At 48.3% G+C, this 15,424-nt stretch carries 10 protein-coding genes and 1 riboswitch; of the genes, 6 read left to right on the top strand and 4 right to left on the bottom strand.

What is annotated here, in order from left to right; translation table 11 throughout:
• Positions 1-20: 20 nt before the first annotated feature.
• Both PKOR_RS21015 and PKOR_RS21010 read right to left on the bottom strand, forming a co-directional pair.
• Positions 21-1,418: a SusD/RagB family nutrient-binding outer membrane lipoprotein gene (locus tag PKOR_RS21015; RefSeq protein ID WP_046313293.1), complete on the bottom strand. Its 1,398-nt coding sequence runs from the start codon at positions 1,416-1,418 to the stop codon at positions 21-23.
• Positions 1,419-1,429: 11 nt separating this feature from the next.
• Positions 1,430-4,633, bottom strand: a complete 3,204-nt coding sequence (locus PKOR_RS21010; protein ID WP_046313291.1) for a SusC/RagA family TonB-linked outer membrane protein — start codon at positions 4,631-4,633, stop codon at positions 1,430-1,432.
• Positions 4,634-4,965: 332 nt separating this feature from the next.
• On the opposite strand from PKOR_RS21010, the gene PKOR_RS21005 reads away from it, so the two are divergent.
• The 4 genes from PKOR_RS21005 (at position 4,966) to PKOR_RS20990 (ending at position 9,739) form a co-directional block, all read left to right on the top strand.
• Positions 4,966-6,312 (top strand): D-alanyl-D-alanine carboxypeptidase/D-alanyl-D-alanine-endopeptidase, encoded by a 1,347-nt coding sequence (locus PKOR_RS21005; RefSeq protein WP_071843174.1) that lies wholly within the window; start codon positions 4,966-4,968, stop codon positions 6,310-6,312.
• A 62-nt stretch (positions 6,313-6,374) separates the two neighbouring features.
• Positions 6,375-7,388 carry a dipeptide epimerase gene (locus PKOR_RS21000; RefSeq protein ID WP_046313290.1) on the top strand — a complete coding sequence of 338 codons (1,014 nt, stop codon included), beginning with the start codon at positions 6,375-6,377 and terminating at the stop codon, positions 7,386-7,388.
• Complete coding sequence (locus PKOR_RS20995) at positions 7,388-8,476, top strand: aminotransferase class I/II-fold pyridoxal phosphate-dependent enzyme (protein ID WP_046313289.1); 1,089 nt, start codon at positions 7,388-7,390, stop codon at positions 8,474-8,476. Before PKOR_RS21000 ends, PKOR_RS20995 begins: the two co-directional genes overlap by 1 nt.
• 87 nt (positions 8,477-8,563) lie before the next feature.
• The gene (locus PKOR_RS20990; protein ID WP_046313287.1) at positions 8,564-9,739 is read left to right on the top strand and encodes a C40 family peptidase; all 1,176 of its coding nucleotides are present in this window, start codon (positions 8,564-8,566) and stop codon (positions 9,737-9,739) included.
• Positions 9,740-9,838: 99 nt separating this feature from the next.
• Here PKOR_RS20990 and PKOR_RS20985 read toward each other — a convergent pair whose 3' ends face one another.
• Positions 9,839-10,888, bottom strand: coding sequence for a serine hydrolase domain-containing protein (locus PKOR_RS20985; protein WP_046313285.1), 1,050 nt, complete (start codon positions 10,886-10,888; stop codon positions 9,839-9,841).
• A 252-nt stretch (positions 10,889-11,140) separates the two neighbouring features.
• Between PKOR_RS20985 and PKOR_RS20980 the strand changes: the two genes are divergently transcribed.
• Entirely contained in the window at positions 11,141-12,397 is a 1,257-nt protein-coding gene (locus PKOR_RS20980; protein WP_046314724.1) for a DUF819 family protein, read from the top strand.
• 209 nt (positions 12,398-12,606) lie between these two features.
• Here the strand turns inward: PKOR_RS20980 and PKOR_RS20975 are convergent, their stop codons facing one another.
• Positions 12,607-13,527 (bottom strand): N-acetylmuramoyl-L-alanine amidase, encoded by a 921-nt coding sequence (locus PKOR_RS20975; protein WP_046313284.1) that lies wholly within the window; start codon positions 13,525-13,527, stop codon positions 12,607-12,609.
• A 173-nt stretch (positions 13,528-13,700) separates the two neighbouring features.
• Positions 13,701-13,803: riboswitch (SAM riboswitch) on the top strand.
• 212 nt (positions 13,804-14,015) lie between these two features.
• Between PKOR_RS20975 and PKOR_RS20970 the strand changes: the two genes are divergently transcribed.
• Positions 14,016-15,392 (top strand): Na+/H+ antiporter NhaC family protein, encoded by a 1,377-nt coding sequence (locus PKOR_RS20970; protein WP_235336918.1) that lies wholly within the window; start codon positions 14,016-14,018, stop codon positions 15,390-15,392.
• Positions 15,393-15,424: the final 32 nt, after the last annotated feature.

Raw genomic sequence — 15,424 nt, 5'->3', positions numbered from 1 at the left:
TTTTTATACTTAACAGGGTTTTATTTGTCCCACCATAGTTGGCCATACAGACCATCGGTGCCTTCAAACTGGCGCTGTATCGCCTCGTTATAGTTAACCGAATTGTTCTGGGCTTCCAGGTCTGGGTACATCTGTCTGTTCGGAACAGCGGCACCACCAGGGGCAACTAAATTATTCGGGTAGCCTGTCCTTCTATACTCTGCCCAAGCCTCATAACCGTGCATGAACAAGTGCACCCAGCGCTGCGTCGCGATCTGCTCTATAGCTCTGGCAGGATCATAGGCAAGCTCAGGCTGAGAAAGAAGCTCCTCTACTCCATCTGTACTTGCTGTCCACTGCAATACTGATTGTTCGACTGCCTCATTATATAAAGCTTCAGCCTCGGCATCTCCACCAGGTATCCATCCGCGCTTCGCTGCCTCAGCCTGAGCAAAGAGAACCTGCGCATATGTTACCAGATAAATTGGCGCATCCTGAGCATAAATGGCAGGTCCTAGCAAGGAGTAATCGTCGGTGTTCATGTTCTGGGTTTCCCCGAAGTTCAGGCCTACATACTCTCCGGTTTCTCTGGCTGGTTGTCCGTAAACTGCCAGTCTTGGGTCGTTCACTGGTTTCATTTCATCTACCAGTGTTTCAGTTAATGCCCACCACTCACGGTTCAGAGCTATCCATTGGCCGTACCAGTAGTTCTGGTTATTGGCATCGGCCAGGTGATGGAACACCAGGTTATCATCGTTAGAGGTCATAACGCCAGCCTCGAGTGCCTTATTAAACTCAGCACTGGCTTTAGAAGGGTCAACCTCAGAGAGGCGCAGGGCCATCAGCAAACGTATGGTGTTTCCAAGCTTCTGCCACTTTGCCATGTTACCACCATAGATAATATCGTTGGTGATACTGCCCGATACAATCTGGTTATCTGCCTCATCTAATAACGCAAACAGGCTGTTATAGATAGATTCCTGTGTATCATACTGAGGCGTAAAGTTGTTTGCCCCCTGAAGAGCCTCTGTGTAAGGTACATCACCCCAACGGTCAGTAATATGCCAGAAGTAGTATGCCTTCAGGATTTTGGCTACGGCTAATTGGTTCGCTATCGGGCCATCGTTGCCGCTAAGGCTTTCAGCATTGTCCAGAACAGCTTGCAGGTTCATGAGCGGGCCTTCGTACAGCCAGTAAAAGCTTGTGCCACCAGCAGGGTACAGCGATGCGGTTACATACTGCGTCTCGGCCAGGTACTGCGCTAAGAATTCGCCAGTCGGGGATGCGCTAAGCGATGGAAGAGACAGTTCTGCGTTGGCAATCAGTTGTGTACCCGATGCCTCGCTGGGCAGGTTTGGGTTTACGTTCAGATCATCGAAATCATCACAGCTCCACAGCCCGAGACACGACATCAGTACGATATATAACTTTTTCTTCATGTTAATTCTAATTAAAAAGTAATGTTAAGATTAACGCCGTAAGAGCGAACAGTAGGCAGCTGCCCTGATTCGTACCAGCTAACGCTTTGGCTGCCGGTAGACAGGTCTGATGGATCAAGGCCTTTAGGCGCTTTCTGCCAGATCATGGCTGGGTTGCGGGCGATAAGCGCTATACCAATTCTCTCGATAGGCAGGTTGCCCAGTACAGATTTGTCAAGCGTATAACCTACACGAACCTCACGAAGCCTTGCAAATGAAGCATCGTACAGCCAGTCTTCGTAGATTCTTCTTGCTGTGGTACCGTAGTATGTCTGCGGATTTACATAGACAGTGGCTTGCTGGCCGCTCATGTCTACACCGTTGATCACAGTGCCTGGTGCATATACACCGTCAACTCTAACACCACCGCCATCTTCTACAGCGTCACGAACGTTGTTGCCTTTGTCGTTAGTAGCAACCGTTAATGGATCCAGACCTGTTCTAACAGCCAGCATTTTAGAACGGCTGAAGAACTTGCCACCCACCTGGAAGTCAACCATGGCAGCTACATCAAATTTCCAGACACGGAAAGTGTTTTGGAAACCGCCTGTAAAGTCTGGCAGCACGCTACCAAATTTGTGTGTTGCAGTTGTATAAAGTGGAATACCATTTTGGTTTATCAGGATTTTGCCTGTTTCCTCATCACGCTGATAAGCCTGGCCTACGAGTGTACCAAACTCTTCACCTTCATAAGCATACAGGTAGCTGGATGTGCTGGAGTAAGTTGTAGAACCTAACAAGTAAGCGTCAACACCTGGGTACAACTCGATGATCTTGTTTCTGTTTCTGTTCAGGTTGAAGACTGCATCCCAAGTAAAGATTTCGCTCTGAATAGGTGTGCCAGTTAAAGCCAACTCGATACCCTTGTTTTCGATCAGACCTGCGTTGATGAAGGTAGAGCCATAGCCGCTAGCGCCAGACACCGGAAGAACGATTGTCTCATTCTTGTTGCGCTGCTGATAGTAAGTAAAGTCGATACCCAGACGGTTCTGGAAGAACTTCAGGTCGATACCAGCCTCGTAAGAACGAGCAAAAGCTGGTTCTATGTTAGGGTTGTTTAGCGTGTTCGGCACAGTTAAGGTGTTCACACCGTTGTAAATGCCACCTACACCGTAGTTAATAGAGGTTCTGTATACTTCTACATCAGAACCAGCCTCTGCATAGCTTACGCGTACTTTACCAAAAGAAAGCGGCTCCCATTCTAACAGCTCGCTGAATACGAAGCTACCAGAAAGTGAAGGGTACCAGTAAGGAGAAGGCAGGGTAGAGGAGTGGTCTCTTCTTAAAGAGGCATCTACAAAGTAAGTGTCTTTATAACCTAATGATACCATACCATAAGCACTGCGAATCTGCTTTCTGAACAGAGAAGAAGTAGTAGCCGGACGGTCTACGGATGCATCGATATTATAATATCCTGGTGAAGACAGGCCACCTACAGTAGCCATTGATACGTTTGATCTTCTCCAGTCAAACAGGTTACCACCCAAGTGAGCATTCAAAGAGAAGTCACCCCACTCTTTGGTGTACTGGGCCATTAACTCATAGTTCGTCTCACGGTTCTGGTATTTACCTACAGAGTAGCCTGGTACATCTTTGCCACCGAATGCTGTTCTTGATTCGATGTTCTGCGTGTACATGTCGTTACGGATAAAGCCGCTCAGTTTTAACTCCGGCAACAACTGGTAGGTAAGGCCGATATCTCCGAACACGCGCTCACGGCTGTCGTTGGTGGTATTTTCATAAGCCTCGAAGTATGGGTTGTTCCAGTACAATGGCTTAAAGTTAGTAACCTCTCCTGTAGTGGTGCTTGGTCTTCTTAGGTTCCAGTGCAGGAAGGTGCCATCAGGGTACTTGTAATCCTTCAGGCGGTTCATGTCGATGTTACGCTGGAACCACTGGCCCAGGTAGCGAGATCCATCTTCAGAGCCTTGAGCCGGACGCTGAGCACTGTTACCAGCGTAGTTGATGTTGGTAGAAGCAGTTAACTTCTCTGACAGGTTCACACCCAGGCTCGCCCCTACGTTGTGGCGCTTTAGCCAAGTGTTGGGCTCTACGCCCTCAATACGAGTGTCGTTTGCGCTAATGCGGTAGTTCGTTTTAGCGCTTCCGCCGCTAATGCTCACGCCATTGTTCAGGTTGTAGCCCGTCTCATAATAGTCCTTGATGTTGTCAGGGTGCGGCACAAACGGTGTTAATTGGCCGTAAGTAGGGTCCTGCGGGTAGAAGCTGAAAATCTGGCGCACCATGGTACCGTCCATTTTAGGGCCCCAGCTTTCGTCGTAAGAGATGTCCACATACTTCTCGCCGTTTGGCAGTGTTCTCCATGTCTGGCTGCCACCACCACCGTACATGTTCTGGTACGGCATTAAGTTACCTACTCTTTCTACAGAGAAAGCAGAGTTAAGCTGTACTGTTACTTTATCAGCACCCTTAGATCCCTTTTTGGTGGTGATCATAATCACACCATGCTGACCACGGATACCATAAAGTGCAGAAGCAGCCGGGCCTTTCAGCACGTTCACCGACTCGATATCCTCCGGGTTCACGTCCTGGCCAAGGTTACCAAAATCCACACCGTCGCTTCCTGCATAGTTGGCGTTGGAAATGGGCGTACCGTCTACCACGATCAGTGGCTGACCGCCACCTGTGATGGAGTTAATACCACGGATCTTAATCTTCTGGGTACCGCCCATACTTGCTCCCGAAGAGCCTGTTACCTGTACACCGGCTACTTTACCAGCCAGTGAGCCAAGTACGTTCTGCTCTTTGGTAAAGGTCAGGTTTTCGCCGCTAACTTCCTGCGTGGCATACCCAAGAGAGCGTTCGCTTCGCTCGATGCCAAGGGCCGTAACCACTACTTCTTGCAGCTGCTTGTTGTCTGGGCTGAGCTGCACGTTAATCACGCGCTGGTTACCAACAGGTACCTCTTTTACTTCATAGCCCAAAAAACGGAACATCAGTACTGCGTCCGCATTGGGTACATTTATCTGGTAGGTACCGTCGGCACTGGTTGTTACACCAGTAGTTGTACCTTTTACAATAACACTCACGCCGGGCAGCGGAAAGCTGTTCTCAGCGCCTGTTACTGTGCCGTTTACACTAATCTGCTGAGCGACCGCAGAGCCGCACCAACAGACTAACAGCAACAGTAGAAGGAATACGTAATTGTTTCTCATGAATGTGTTGGTTAGGTAAAAGTTATAGATTAGTAACTCTAAATATATAAAAATAAATTATTCTGGCAAACTTTGGGCTTCTAGAAAGACGTAATTGGAGGGAGTTAAAGGAGAGGGTGCGAGTAAAGGAGCCACAGAGCAGAAGCGCGTCAATAAGTAAAGTCTGTACTTCCTCTTGACCTGAAGAGTCCGTACAGTGCTTTGGTGTATCCTGTGTTATGATTTTCTGGTAAGTATCAGTCAGGATGCCGATTGGAAGGAGGTTATAACAAAGGCTTTGAATATATATTGCTTTTTGCTTATTTAAGACTTTCATCTTCCCACTTAAACCTATGCACCTGACCAAATCGATTTATAAATGGGCTATGTTGAGTTGCCTGCTCCTGAGCATGGCATGTAGCAGTAAAGTTCCCACCGCTACGCCAGAAGTAACGCGTTTCGGACCTGCCGAAATCAGGCGAGAGGTGACAGAGTCGGAGGTGTTGCGGCAGAGCTTTGTTGGTTTTGTGCTTTATGACCCGGAGCTTGGCCAAACTGTAGTGGAGCACAATGCAGATAAGTATTTCGTGCCTGCCTCCAACACAAAGCTCTTTACTTTTTATGCCAGCCTTAAGATGTTGGGAGATTCCATTCCGGCACTAAAGTATGTGAGCAGGGGAGACTCCCTTATTTTTTGGGGAACCGGAGATCCTACTTTCACGCATATGGATCTGAAGAATTCCCTGGCTTTTGATTTCCTGAAGAACAGGCCTGAGAAGAAGTTATACTATGTGGATGCGCCATATACCAGCACACCTTTCGCTACTAATTGGGGCTGGGACGATTACAACTACTATTATCAGCCTGAGCGCAATGTGTTCCCCATCCACGGTAACATCATCAAGTTCCATAAAGAGGAAGGTATACCTTTCACCACCACTCCTTCATACTTTGAAAAGAACATTGTAGTCGATACAGCTGCTTCACGTGCGAAAGATGCATTTGTGAGAGGGTGGCGAACAAATACCATAACCTATCACCCAAAGCACGCTTCTGAGAAATACGCAACAGAAGTGCCTTTTATCACCTCTCCTGAAATGGTGGTAACGCTGCTTGCCGATACCCTGAAGCGCCCGGTGGAGTTGCTAAAGGCAGCAGTGCCGGGAGGAGGCAAGATCTTCTATGGACTGCCGACAGATACGGTGCTAAGGCGCATGCTAAAGGTAAGCGATAACCTGATGGCGGAGCAGCTTATGGCGCTTTGTTCCGGTACCCTTTCGGATACTTTATCGGTAGAGCGAGGCATCAAACATGTTAAGGCAACGTACCTGGCTGACCTGCCTGATGAGCCTGTGTGGATAGACGGTTCTGGCCTTTCGAGCATGAACATGTTTACACCGCGCAGCATTATTGCGTTACTGCAGAAACTGTTGCAAGAGCGCCCTCAGGAGCAATTGCTGCCAATGTTGGCAGTGGGCGGAAGACCTGGTACTTTCCGTAACATCTACAAAGCTGATGTGCCTTTTGTATTCGGTAAGTCAGGTACCTTGTCGCATGTGCACAACCAGAGCGGCTACATCATGACCAAGAGCGGTAAACTGCTGCTCTATAGCTTTATGAACAACAATTATAAAGTACCAACCTCTGCCATCCGCAACGAAATGGTGCGCATTATAACAGAGGTACACAACAGGTACTAAGGAGTTAAGCTTCTTAAAAAGAAAGATACTATCAACCTAACATACTAAACTTAACGGCTACCATGAAACTCACTATTCGGTCATTTGACCTGCCTTTGAAGCATACCTTTACAATTTCTTACGACTCCCGCGATGTGCAGCCAACCATGATTGTGGAGCTGGAGCAGGATGGGTACAAAGGCTACGGAGAAGCCACCAGCAACCCATACTACGGCTTCACTATTGAGAGTATGTCAGCGGCGTTGGAGAATTTACGTGAGCAGATTGAGGCAACAAAGCTGGAGAACCCGGAGGAATTCTGGGCACAAATGCAGCCACACCTTACAGACAATCCGTTTGCGCTGTGTGCCTTAGATATGGCCGCTAACGATCTTTTTGGTAAACTGAATGGACAGCCACTGTATAAGCTTTGGGGTTTAAGCTCCGATCATGTTCCCCTAACCGACTATACAATTGGTATCGACACTATTGAGAACATGGTGAAGAAATTAAAGGAGATGCCATGGCCGCTATACAAAATTAAGCTAGGTACGAAGGAAGATGTAGCCATCATCAAAGAGCTGCGCAAGCACACCGATGCTGTGTTTAGAGTGGATGCAAACTGTGCATGGGGTGTGGAAGAGACTATTGAGAACTCGAAGCAACTAAAACCGCTGAACGTTGAGTTTATTGAGCAGCCTATGCGTGCCGACGATATGGATGGTATGAAGCAGGTATACCAGCAGTCAGCACTTCCGCTTATTGCTGACGAAAGCTGTATTACCGAAAGCGATGTGGCCAAGTGTCATGGTCATTTCCATGGAGTAAACGTGAAGCTGGTGAAGTGTGGTGGCCTTACGCCTGCACGCCGCATGCTGAAGGAAGCCCGTGAACTAGGCTTGAAAACCATGGTAGGCTGTATGACCGAATCAACAGTAGGTATTTCTGCCATAGCACAGTTACTGCCGATGCTGGACTACGTAGATATGGATGGCTCCCTGTTACTGAGCAAAGACATTGCCCGCGGCGTTACCATTGACTATGGAAAGGTTCTCTACAGCCAGGTAAACGGAACAGGAGCTGAACTGCTAGCCTAATGAGCGCTCCGGCCTATACCGATCACCTGCCTGGCCGTACTGTTACGCTGCACGGAGAGGAGTTTCTTTATTGTAGCGGTACATCTTACCTGGGTATGGCCTGTAATGAGGATTTTCAGCGCCTGGTGCTGGAGGGGATGCGCCGTTATGGTACCAACTACTCCAGCTCACGCAGATCCAACTTACGGCTGCAGGTATATGGGCAGGTGGAAGAGCAGTTAGCCCATATCAGTGGTGCAGAAGCTGCATTGACCATGTCGTCCGGTTTCCTGATGGGGCAGACGCTGGTGCAGGTGCTGCGTGAGCGGGGCAGGTTTATGTATGCACCCTGTGCGCACCCGGCCCTCTGGCTAAGCAATGCCGCCGCAACCGAAGCCAATGCTGAAATCAGCTTTACGGATTGGTCAAAGCAAGTCCTGGAGGAGGTAGGAGCTTCAGAAGAAGAGTCTTTTGTTATAGTGTGTAATGCACTTGATCCGCTTCAGGCTGTCGGCTACTCTTTTGATTGGGTGGCGCATTTGCCAGCGCATAAGAAGGTAACACTGGTGGTGGATGATTCGCACGGGTTTGGCGTAACCGGAACAGAAGGTGCCGGCATATATCCTGAACTTCGCAAGTATAAAAATGTGGAACTGGTAGTAATCAGCTCCTTTGGTAAAGCTCTTGGCGTTCCGGCTGGTTTTATACTTGCTTCAAAGGAGGTGGTAGAGTTGGTAAAAGCCAGCCCATACTTTGGAGGCGCTTCGCCAGCCATACCAGCTTACCTGTACGCTTACCTGCAGGCAGGGGAGGTGATAGCAGAGGCAAGGCAGCGGCTGCAGCAAAACATTCATACTTTTCTGGAGCATCTGGAGCAGCCGGAGCAGCTTTTCAGCTATATCCTCAACTATCCTGTCTTCAGTACCAGGTACGAGAGTATAGCAGAGCACCTGCATCAGCGCCACATCCTTATATCTAACTTCCGATACCCAACCGCAGAGAGTGCGCCAATCATTCGTGTTATTTTAAACAGCCTGCACACAGCAGATGACTTGCAGCAGCTGTCGGAGGCAGTAAACCAATTCTCTCCAAAATTTGTCATAAATTAGGGAGGCGATAACTTTTGCCCCCATACCTAAACAATCAACCTGAATCTTACCTGTGGCATTAATAAGCTACAGACTTAAGAAAACACCATGAAAAAGAACTATCTCATACCTGCCCTTGGTCTCCTGATGGCTTGTACATCCGGTAAGGAGACTGCCACTACTGCCAATGCCCCCCTGGAGCCGCATATTGAAGCGGTACGCCAGGAGTATGCGCCAGATAAGCGTGTGGCCCTGTTTAAAGTAGAGCAGCACGGTAACGTGCTGGCAGGAGAAACCAATATGCCCGAAGCGAAGCAGGAGTTGCTGGAGAAGCTGAAAGCAGAAAATATTACCTACATAGACAGCATTCAGGTACTGCCAAATGCTGGCCTGGAAGGCAAAGAGTATGGTGTGATCACGATTTCGGTAGCTAACCTGCGCTCAGAGCCAAAGCATCCTGCAGAACTGGCCACACAGGCTACCATGGGTACACCTGTTAACGTACTGAAGAAGGACCGTGGCTGGTACCTGGTGCAGACTCCGGATAAGTACCTGGCCTGGGTAGATGCCAGCGGCGTCACCCTGATGGATAAGGCCACTTTTGATACCTGGCAGAGTAGTCCGAAGCTGTTGTATACCAAGCCTTATGGTTTTGCTTTAGAGTCGGCTAGTGCCAATGCTGGAACAGTATCTGACCTGGTTTATGGCGATGTGCTGGCACTGCAGCAAAAGCAGGGCGATTTCTATGCTGTTTCCTTCCCGGACGGCAGAAAAGGTTTTGTGCCAGTGGCAGAGTCTATCAAGTATGATGAGTGGGTAGCTAGCCGCCAGCCAAGTGGTGAGAACCTGGTAAATACAAGCAAGCAACTACTTGGGCTACCATACCTGTGGGGTGGTACTTCCTTCAAAGGCGTGGATTGCAGCGGCTTTACTAAAACAGTATACTTCATGAACGGCTTGGTGCTTCCGCGCGACGCCTCTCAGCAGGTGCATATTGGCGAATTGGTAGACACTTCTAACGGCTGGAACAATATGCAGCCAGGTGACCTACTATTCTTTGGTGTTCCTGCAAAAGATGGTAAGTCGGAGCGTGTCGTACACGTGGGTATGTGGATCGGCGGTAACCAAGAGTTTATTCACTCCGCAGGTCGTGTACGTATCAGCAGCATGAACCCTGCAGCAGAAAACTTTGATGAGCCGGAGTTGAAGCGCTTCCTGAGAGCCAAACGGATAGCACCTGAGGATGTGGTGGTAGACCTTCGTAAGACAGCCCTTTACCAGTAAAACTGTACAGGTTGCCAAAGACATACATGAAGAGGCGCAAGTAATTGCGCCTCTTTTTTGTATCAAAGGGGGTGAGCTTCTTCCTGAGCTGTGGGAGTGTTATCGTGTCAGTTCAGGTAGGTGATAAACGAGCTCTGACCTTGGATGAGACTCGGGGAATTGCTTTAACTCTTGCAATAAGTCGTTTAGGAAAGGCTGATTGTTGGCGATGTTGGAAAAGCAGGCAACCAAAGTTTCTTGCTGGGGCAGGTGCATGACCAGGTTCGTAAATCCTGAGGTATCGCCGCTATGGAAAAGCTCGCTGTTACCATCATTATCTTTGGCAAAAAACCAGCCCATACTGTAGTACCAATGTTTACCTGCATCAACAGTAGAGTAATTTATTCCGAGTGAGCTTTTTATGTTAAATAAAAAGTTGTTCTGTAGTGCTAAGTGCCACTTCAGGTAATCCTGGGCGGAAGTATAAATACAGCCGTCTCCTCTGGTTGCGGTTCCGATGTTCTGATCTGAGAGAGAAAACGCACCAGCTGCATCACCACGGTAACCCATTGCCCTGTTTGGAATCTGCGCCTGAGCTTGATATAGCATAGTGTGCTGTATGTGCAGAGGGTTAAATGCATTAGCCTGTAAGAAATCAGCATAACTCACACCTGATACCTGCTCTACCAATAGCCCAAGTAGCACATAGGCGGTGTTGCTATAGCGGTACTGTGAGCCGGGGGAGAAGAGAGCCTTTTCCTGAGCTGCAGTAATGCGTAGTACGTCCTCGTCGGTGAGCTGATCTGTTTGGTCTTCTGGTATATACTCCTCAAAATCAGGCAGGCCGGATGTGTGGTTTAGAAGATGCAGTAGCTGTATTTCGCCAAAGTGTATCAGCTCCGGGAAGTATACACTTAGCTTATTAGTAAGTTTAAGCTGTCCTTGCTGCTCCAGCAGGTGCACACACATGGCCGTAAACTGCTTCGACACAGATGCGAGTCGGAAAGTTGTTTCTGGCGTGATGGGTGCACGAGTCTTTAAATTGGCCAATCCGGCGCCTTGTAAGTATAAAACTTCATCCCCTTTAGCTACCAAAACTACGGCACCAGGTGAATTTTCGCTGAAATGCCGGCTGAGCAGGTTATCTAATACTAGTTGTAGAGTAGGCATAGTAGAGTTGGCTAAGGCTATCAGTTGTGCTTACTCTCAAAATTAGAAAAACAGACTGGTAATGCTGCAGCTATACTGCGTTGTCTCCATCTGTTTTCCTTTTTATATAGAAAAATCTTAATCAAAAGAGTCGCTAGAGTTGGGTTTGGGAGTTGCTCGTTCTAACTTTATAGTTTTAGGGGTTCTTGCATAAGGCTCCTTTATGCGTGCAAATTAAATCACCCTTTACCAATTACACGACTCCTACTCATGATTGAATCTAGCGCACCGCTGATTACCAATGAAGCTGTAGTGTTGGGCATCCTGCTCGTCATTCTGGCCCTTGTTTTCCAGACCTCTGCCAATACCAGCCGCTTCTGGACCAGGTTTTACAAAGTTGTTCCCTCGCTGCTGCTATGCTACTTCATACCGGCTCTACTTAATACTTTCAACATCATTTCTGGTGAGGCATCGCAGCTATACTTTGTAGCCTCGCGCTTTTTCCTGCCTGCTTCGCTTATCCTGCTAACCTTAAGCATCGATTTCAAGTCGCTGCGCATGCTGGGTAGCAAGGCTGTCATTATGTTCTTTGCCGGTACGCTTGGCGTGATGTTGGGTGGCCCGATCGCTCTGTTTTTAGTAGGATCTGTTTTTCCGGATGTGCTTTATACCGGTGATGACGAAGTATGGAGAGGACTTTCCACTATTTCAGGAAGCTGGATAGGTGGTGGTGCCAACCAGGCGGCCATGCTGGAGGTGTTTGGCGCCAGCAAAGAAGCTTTCGGGCAGATGATTGCCGTGGACGTATTGGTAGCCAATGTCTGGATGGGATTCCTGCTTTATTGGTCGCAGAAGCCAGAGAAGATCGATAAGCTATTGGGTGCTGACAGCCGACCAATAAGAGAGCTGGAGGAGCGTCTGGAGGGTTTGCAGGCCGGTAAGCGTGTAATGCCGACAGTTACGACTACCATGGTGCTGTTGGGCGTAGCGTTTGGCTTTACGGGCCTTTCGCATTTCTTTGCTGATATTATCGCGCCATACTTTGCAGAGAATTTTCCTCAACTAGAGACCTACTCCATTACGAGCGGCTTTTTTTGGCTGGTGATTATTGCGACTACAGCTGGTCTGGCACTGTCGTTTACCAAGGCTCGTGAACTGGAGGGATATGGCGCCTCCCGCTTTGGCTCTCTTTTCCTGTACTTCCTGGTAGCTACCATTGGTATGAGTATGGACCTGGGAGCTGTGCTGGATAATCCAAAGCTGTTCCTGGTAGGTATGTTCTGGATTGCATTCCACATCCTGATCATGTTGGTTGTGGCACGCATCATCCGTGCTCCATTCTTCTATGTAGCAGTAGGCAGCCAGGCTAATATTGGTGGTGCAGCTTCTGCACCGATTGTAGCAGTGGCCTTCAACAAATACCTTGCTCCGGTAGGTGTTTTACTGGCTGTGCTTGGTTATGCAGTAGGTACTTATGGGGCCTACATCTGCGGATTGATGCTACAGTATGTTTGGAACTTGCTGGCTTAAATAGTTAGAAAGTTATAGAGTTGAAAAGTTAGAAAGTTGTAAGGCTGGAGAGTTGTCAGCCCGAAAAATAGCGGAGGTTTTTCACTCAAAGTTTAACAGAACGGCCCCGGTGGGAGAGAAGCTTCTCCTGCCGGGGCCGTTCTGTTTTTATAGCCTAAGGTAAACTTTGTTTTTGCTTACCAGCTTACAAAGTCATTCTGTACATAGACCTACAGGTACTTCTGATACAGGTTGTACAGTACAGCCTTGTCTCGTTCAGTAAGTTCCATGTTCACCTCATCCTGTATAAAGTGAAGCTTGAAAGCACGTATGGCTGCTGGCAAATCGCGGGTATCATAACCTATAATGCGGAGCGCCTCTTTAGGATTGAAGTGTGGAGGTATGGTTGCAATTGTATCCAGTGGCTGAAGTATAAGTGCAGGTTTTGTACCAGTGCTATCGAGCACTGTTATGGGGGCTGCAGGCTGCAGGTACTCTTCTACAGTATCCTCATCGTACCATAAGCCGAAACCATTTTCAGCCAGCTTTTTCCAGGGGAAGGTCTGGTTTGGATCTACCTTGCGAACCGGTGCAATGTCAGAGTGCCCGATAAAGTTCTCTGTGGGGATGTTATGCGTTTTCTTCAGCATAGCCAGTACTTCCAGCAGGCTGTTAATCTGAGCATCCGAGAACGGTTCTGCCCCATTATTATCCAGCTCTATACCAATAGAGGAGGAGTTGAGGTCCGTGTTATTGCCCCATCGGCTGTTGCCACCATGCCAGGCACGCAGATTGTCGTTCAGCATGTGGTATACCTTACCATCCCGACCAATAACATAGTGTGCGCTAACACTGGTTTTCGGCATCGTAAAGGTTTTTAAGGTATGGTCGGTTGAGTTTTGGGCGGTGTGGTGGATGACCACAAAATTGGCCCTGCGCATGTTAAAATTAGTGGTGCCTACCCAGTAGTCACCCTGCTGCAGTTGCTCCTCGCCGGGGTTAGTGGCTGGTACTGTGCGTAGCTGTTTGGCATATGTTTTCAGCTGTTTCTTATGTGCTTTGTTGGTGCTGGCATAAGGGTTTTTGGAACAGCTAAACAGGCAGGTGCTGGCAAGCAGAAGAGAGAAGAAAGCAGTAGAAGTATAGTTCATTGTAGTTGGTGAGTAAAGGTTGGTTCAAACTATAAACTTGCTGGAATTTACATTCAGATGCAAGTTTAGACAATGAACTATAGCTGTAGTGGCATATGATTCTTTGTAGAATTCGTGCCCATTAGTTGATTTTCTACTGTTGCTGCCTTTACCTTTGCCACATCTTTATGCAAGATTTATAAAGAAGAGGGGAGAGAGCAGGCTCTGTGAACCTCTAGCAACCACGGCCCAGGCCGTAAAGGTGCTAACTCCTGCCCAGCTTGGGACCTATAAATTTTAACCTAATGCACCTATTACATCAGCTTTCAGCTACTTCATTTCGTGCTCATACTGCCGTAACAGCTTCCATTACTGTCTGCTGTTGTTGTTATTGTTGCTGAGGGTGCTTTCCTTATTTGGCCGCTGAGCTTTAGCCTGTCTTAGCACAGGTCTTCTCCGTAAATTTTATACTTTAAATTGGAGCGTGGTGTGCAGCTTGCATGTTGCGTATGCTATTACATACCGTTCGCTCCACCATTTACATGCAACATATTCAGAAAACAGGGGGATGGGCCCTGGTGCCTTTCCTTGTGTTTGTACTTACTTTTTTAGGTGCAGGCATTTTATTAAACGACTTCTATGCGCTGCCAGCACCTGTGGCAGTGGTTTTAGGTATCATTTCGGCTTTTTTTATTCTTCGTGGATCTACTGAGGCTAAGGTAGCAGCTTTGATTCAGGGGTGTGGTGATTCAAAGATCATTACCATGTGCCTTATTTACCTGCTGGCAGGTGCGTTCGCCACAGTTACAAAAGTTGTAGGAGGAGTGGATGCTACAGTTAACCTTGGGTTGAGCGTGTTGCCGGTGCAGTACCTTGGTTTGGGAGTGTTTCTGCTGGCAGCTTTTCTGTCAACAGCTACGGGTACCTCGGTAGGTGCCATTGTGGCGCTGGGGCCAATTGTGGTGGGCCTGGCAGAGCAAAGCCATACTTCGCTGCCACTGCTGTTAGGAGCTTTGTTGGGCGGTGCGATGTTTGGTGATAACCTTTCCTTCATCTCCGATACTACTATTGCTGCTACCCAAACACAGGAGTGCAGCATGCGCGATAAGTTCAGGGTGAACATCCTTATTGCTGGCCCAGCCGCTCTTGTAACGATTGCGTTACTCCTGATAACAGGCCTTAACACGGCAGGGGCAGGAGCGGGGCTACTACCAGAGCTGCAGGACTTCTCGTTCTGGCAGATAGTGCCTTACCTGCTCGTGATTGTTTTGGCTATTTCTGGCGTTAATGTTTTTGTGGTACTTATACTTGGTACACTGGCCTCCGGGGCTGTAGGGTTGTGGCAGGGGCAGTTGGAGGTGCTGCAGTTTGGCCGCAGCGTGTACGAAGGCTTTACCGGTATGACAGAGATCTTCCTGCTTTCCATGCTAACTGGTGGGCTTGCAAAGATGGTAAGCGAGGCAGGTGGCATTGCCTTTCTGTTACAGCGGGTAAGCAAGGCTACACGTGGTTTCCGTTCGGCACAGGTAGGCATAGGCGCTTTGGTTGGTGGCACGAATACAGCTATTGCCAACAACACGGTCTCTATAGTGGTAACGGGGCAGGTGGTAAAGGAAATAAGCCAGAGGTATGCCGTTGACAAGCGCAAAACTGCCGCCTTAATGGATATATCTTCCTGCGTTGTACAAGGACTTTTACCTTACGGAGCACAGATCCTGATCCTGCTTAGCTTTACAGAAGGCAAGCTAAACTTCCTGGACCTCTGGGCAAATGCCTGGTATCTATACCTGTTGCTGCTGTTTAGCCTGTTAGCTGTCTATACCCCTTTTGTAGACAACTACTTAGCAAAACAACCAGCTGCTGAAACAGCAGTAGCTACTTCATAGCCTTTTCTCTCACCTTACAACAACATACTTTT

Origin of the sequence: Pontibacter korlensis, from assembly GCF_000973725.1 — a bacterium.
Lineage (GTDB): Bacteria > Bacteroidota > Bacteroidia > Cytophagales > Hymenobacteraceae > Pontibacter > Pontibacter korlensis.
Note: the sequence above shows the minus strand (reverse complement) of the source record. Positions and strands in the feature narration are given on the sequence as shown.

Bases quoted from the DNA above. Each gene is read 5' to 3' on its own strand.
- PKOR_RS21015 (WP_046313293.1), bottom strand. From the start codon at position 1,418: ATGAAGAAAAAGTTATATATCGTACTGATGTCGTGTCTCGGGCTGTGG.
- PKOR_RS21010 (WP_046313291.1), bottom strand. From the start codon at position 4,633: ATGAGAAACAATTACGTATTCCTTCTACTGTTGCTGTTAGTCTGTTGG.
- PKOR_RS21005 (WP_071843174.1), top strand. From the start codon at position 4,966: ATGCACCTGACCAAATCGATTTATAAATGGGCTATGTTGAGTTGCCTG.
- PKOR_RS21000 (WP_046313290.1), top strand. From the start codon at position 6,375: ATGAAACTCACTATTCGGTCATTTGACCTGCCTTTGAAGCATACCTTT.
- PKOR_RS20995 (WP_046313289.1), top strand. From the start codon at position 7,388: ATGAGCGCTCCGGCCTATACCGATCACCTGCCTGGCCGTACTGTTACG.
- PKOR_RS20990 (WP_046313287.1), top strand. From the start codon at position 8,564: ATGAAAAAGAACTATCTCATACCTGCCCTTGGTCTCCTGATGGCTTGT.
- PKOR_RS20985 (WP_046313285.1), bottom strand. From the start codon at position 10,888: ATGCCTACTCTACAACTAGTATTAGATAACCTGCTCAGCCGGCATTTC.
- PKOR_RS20975 (WP_046313284.1), bottom strand. From the start codon at position 13,527: ATGAACTATACTTCTACTGCTTTCTTCTCTCTTCTGCTTGCCAGCACC.
- PKOR_RS20970 (WP_235336918.1), top strand. From the start codon at position 14,016: ATGCTATTACATACCGTTCGCTCCACCATTTACATGCAACATATTCAG.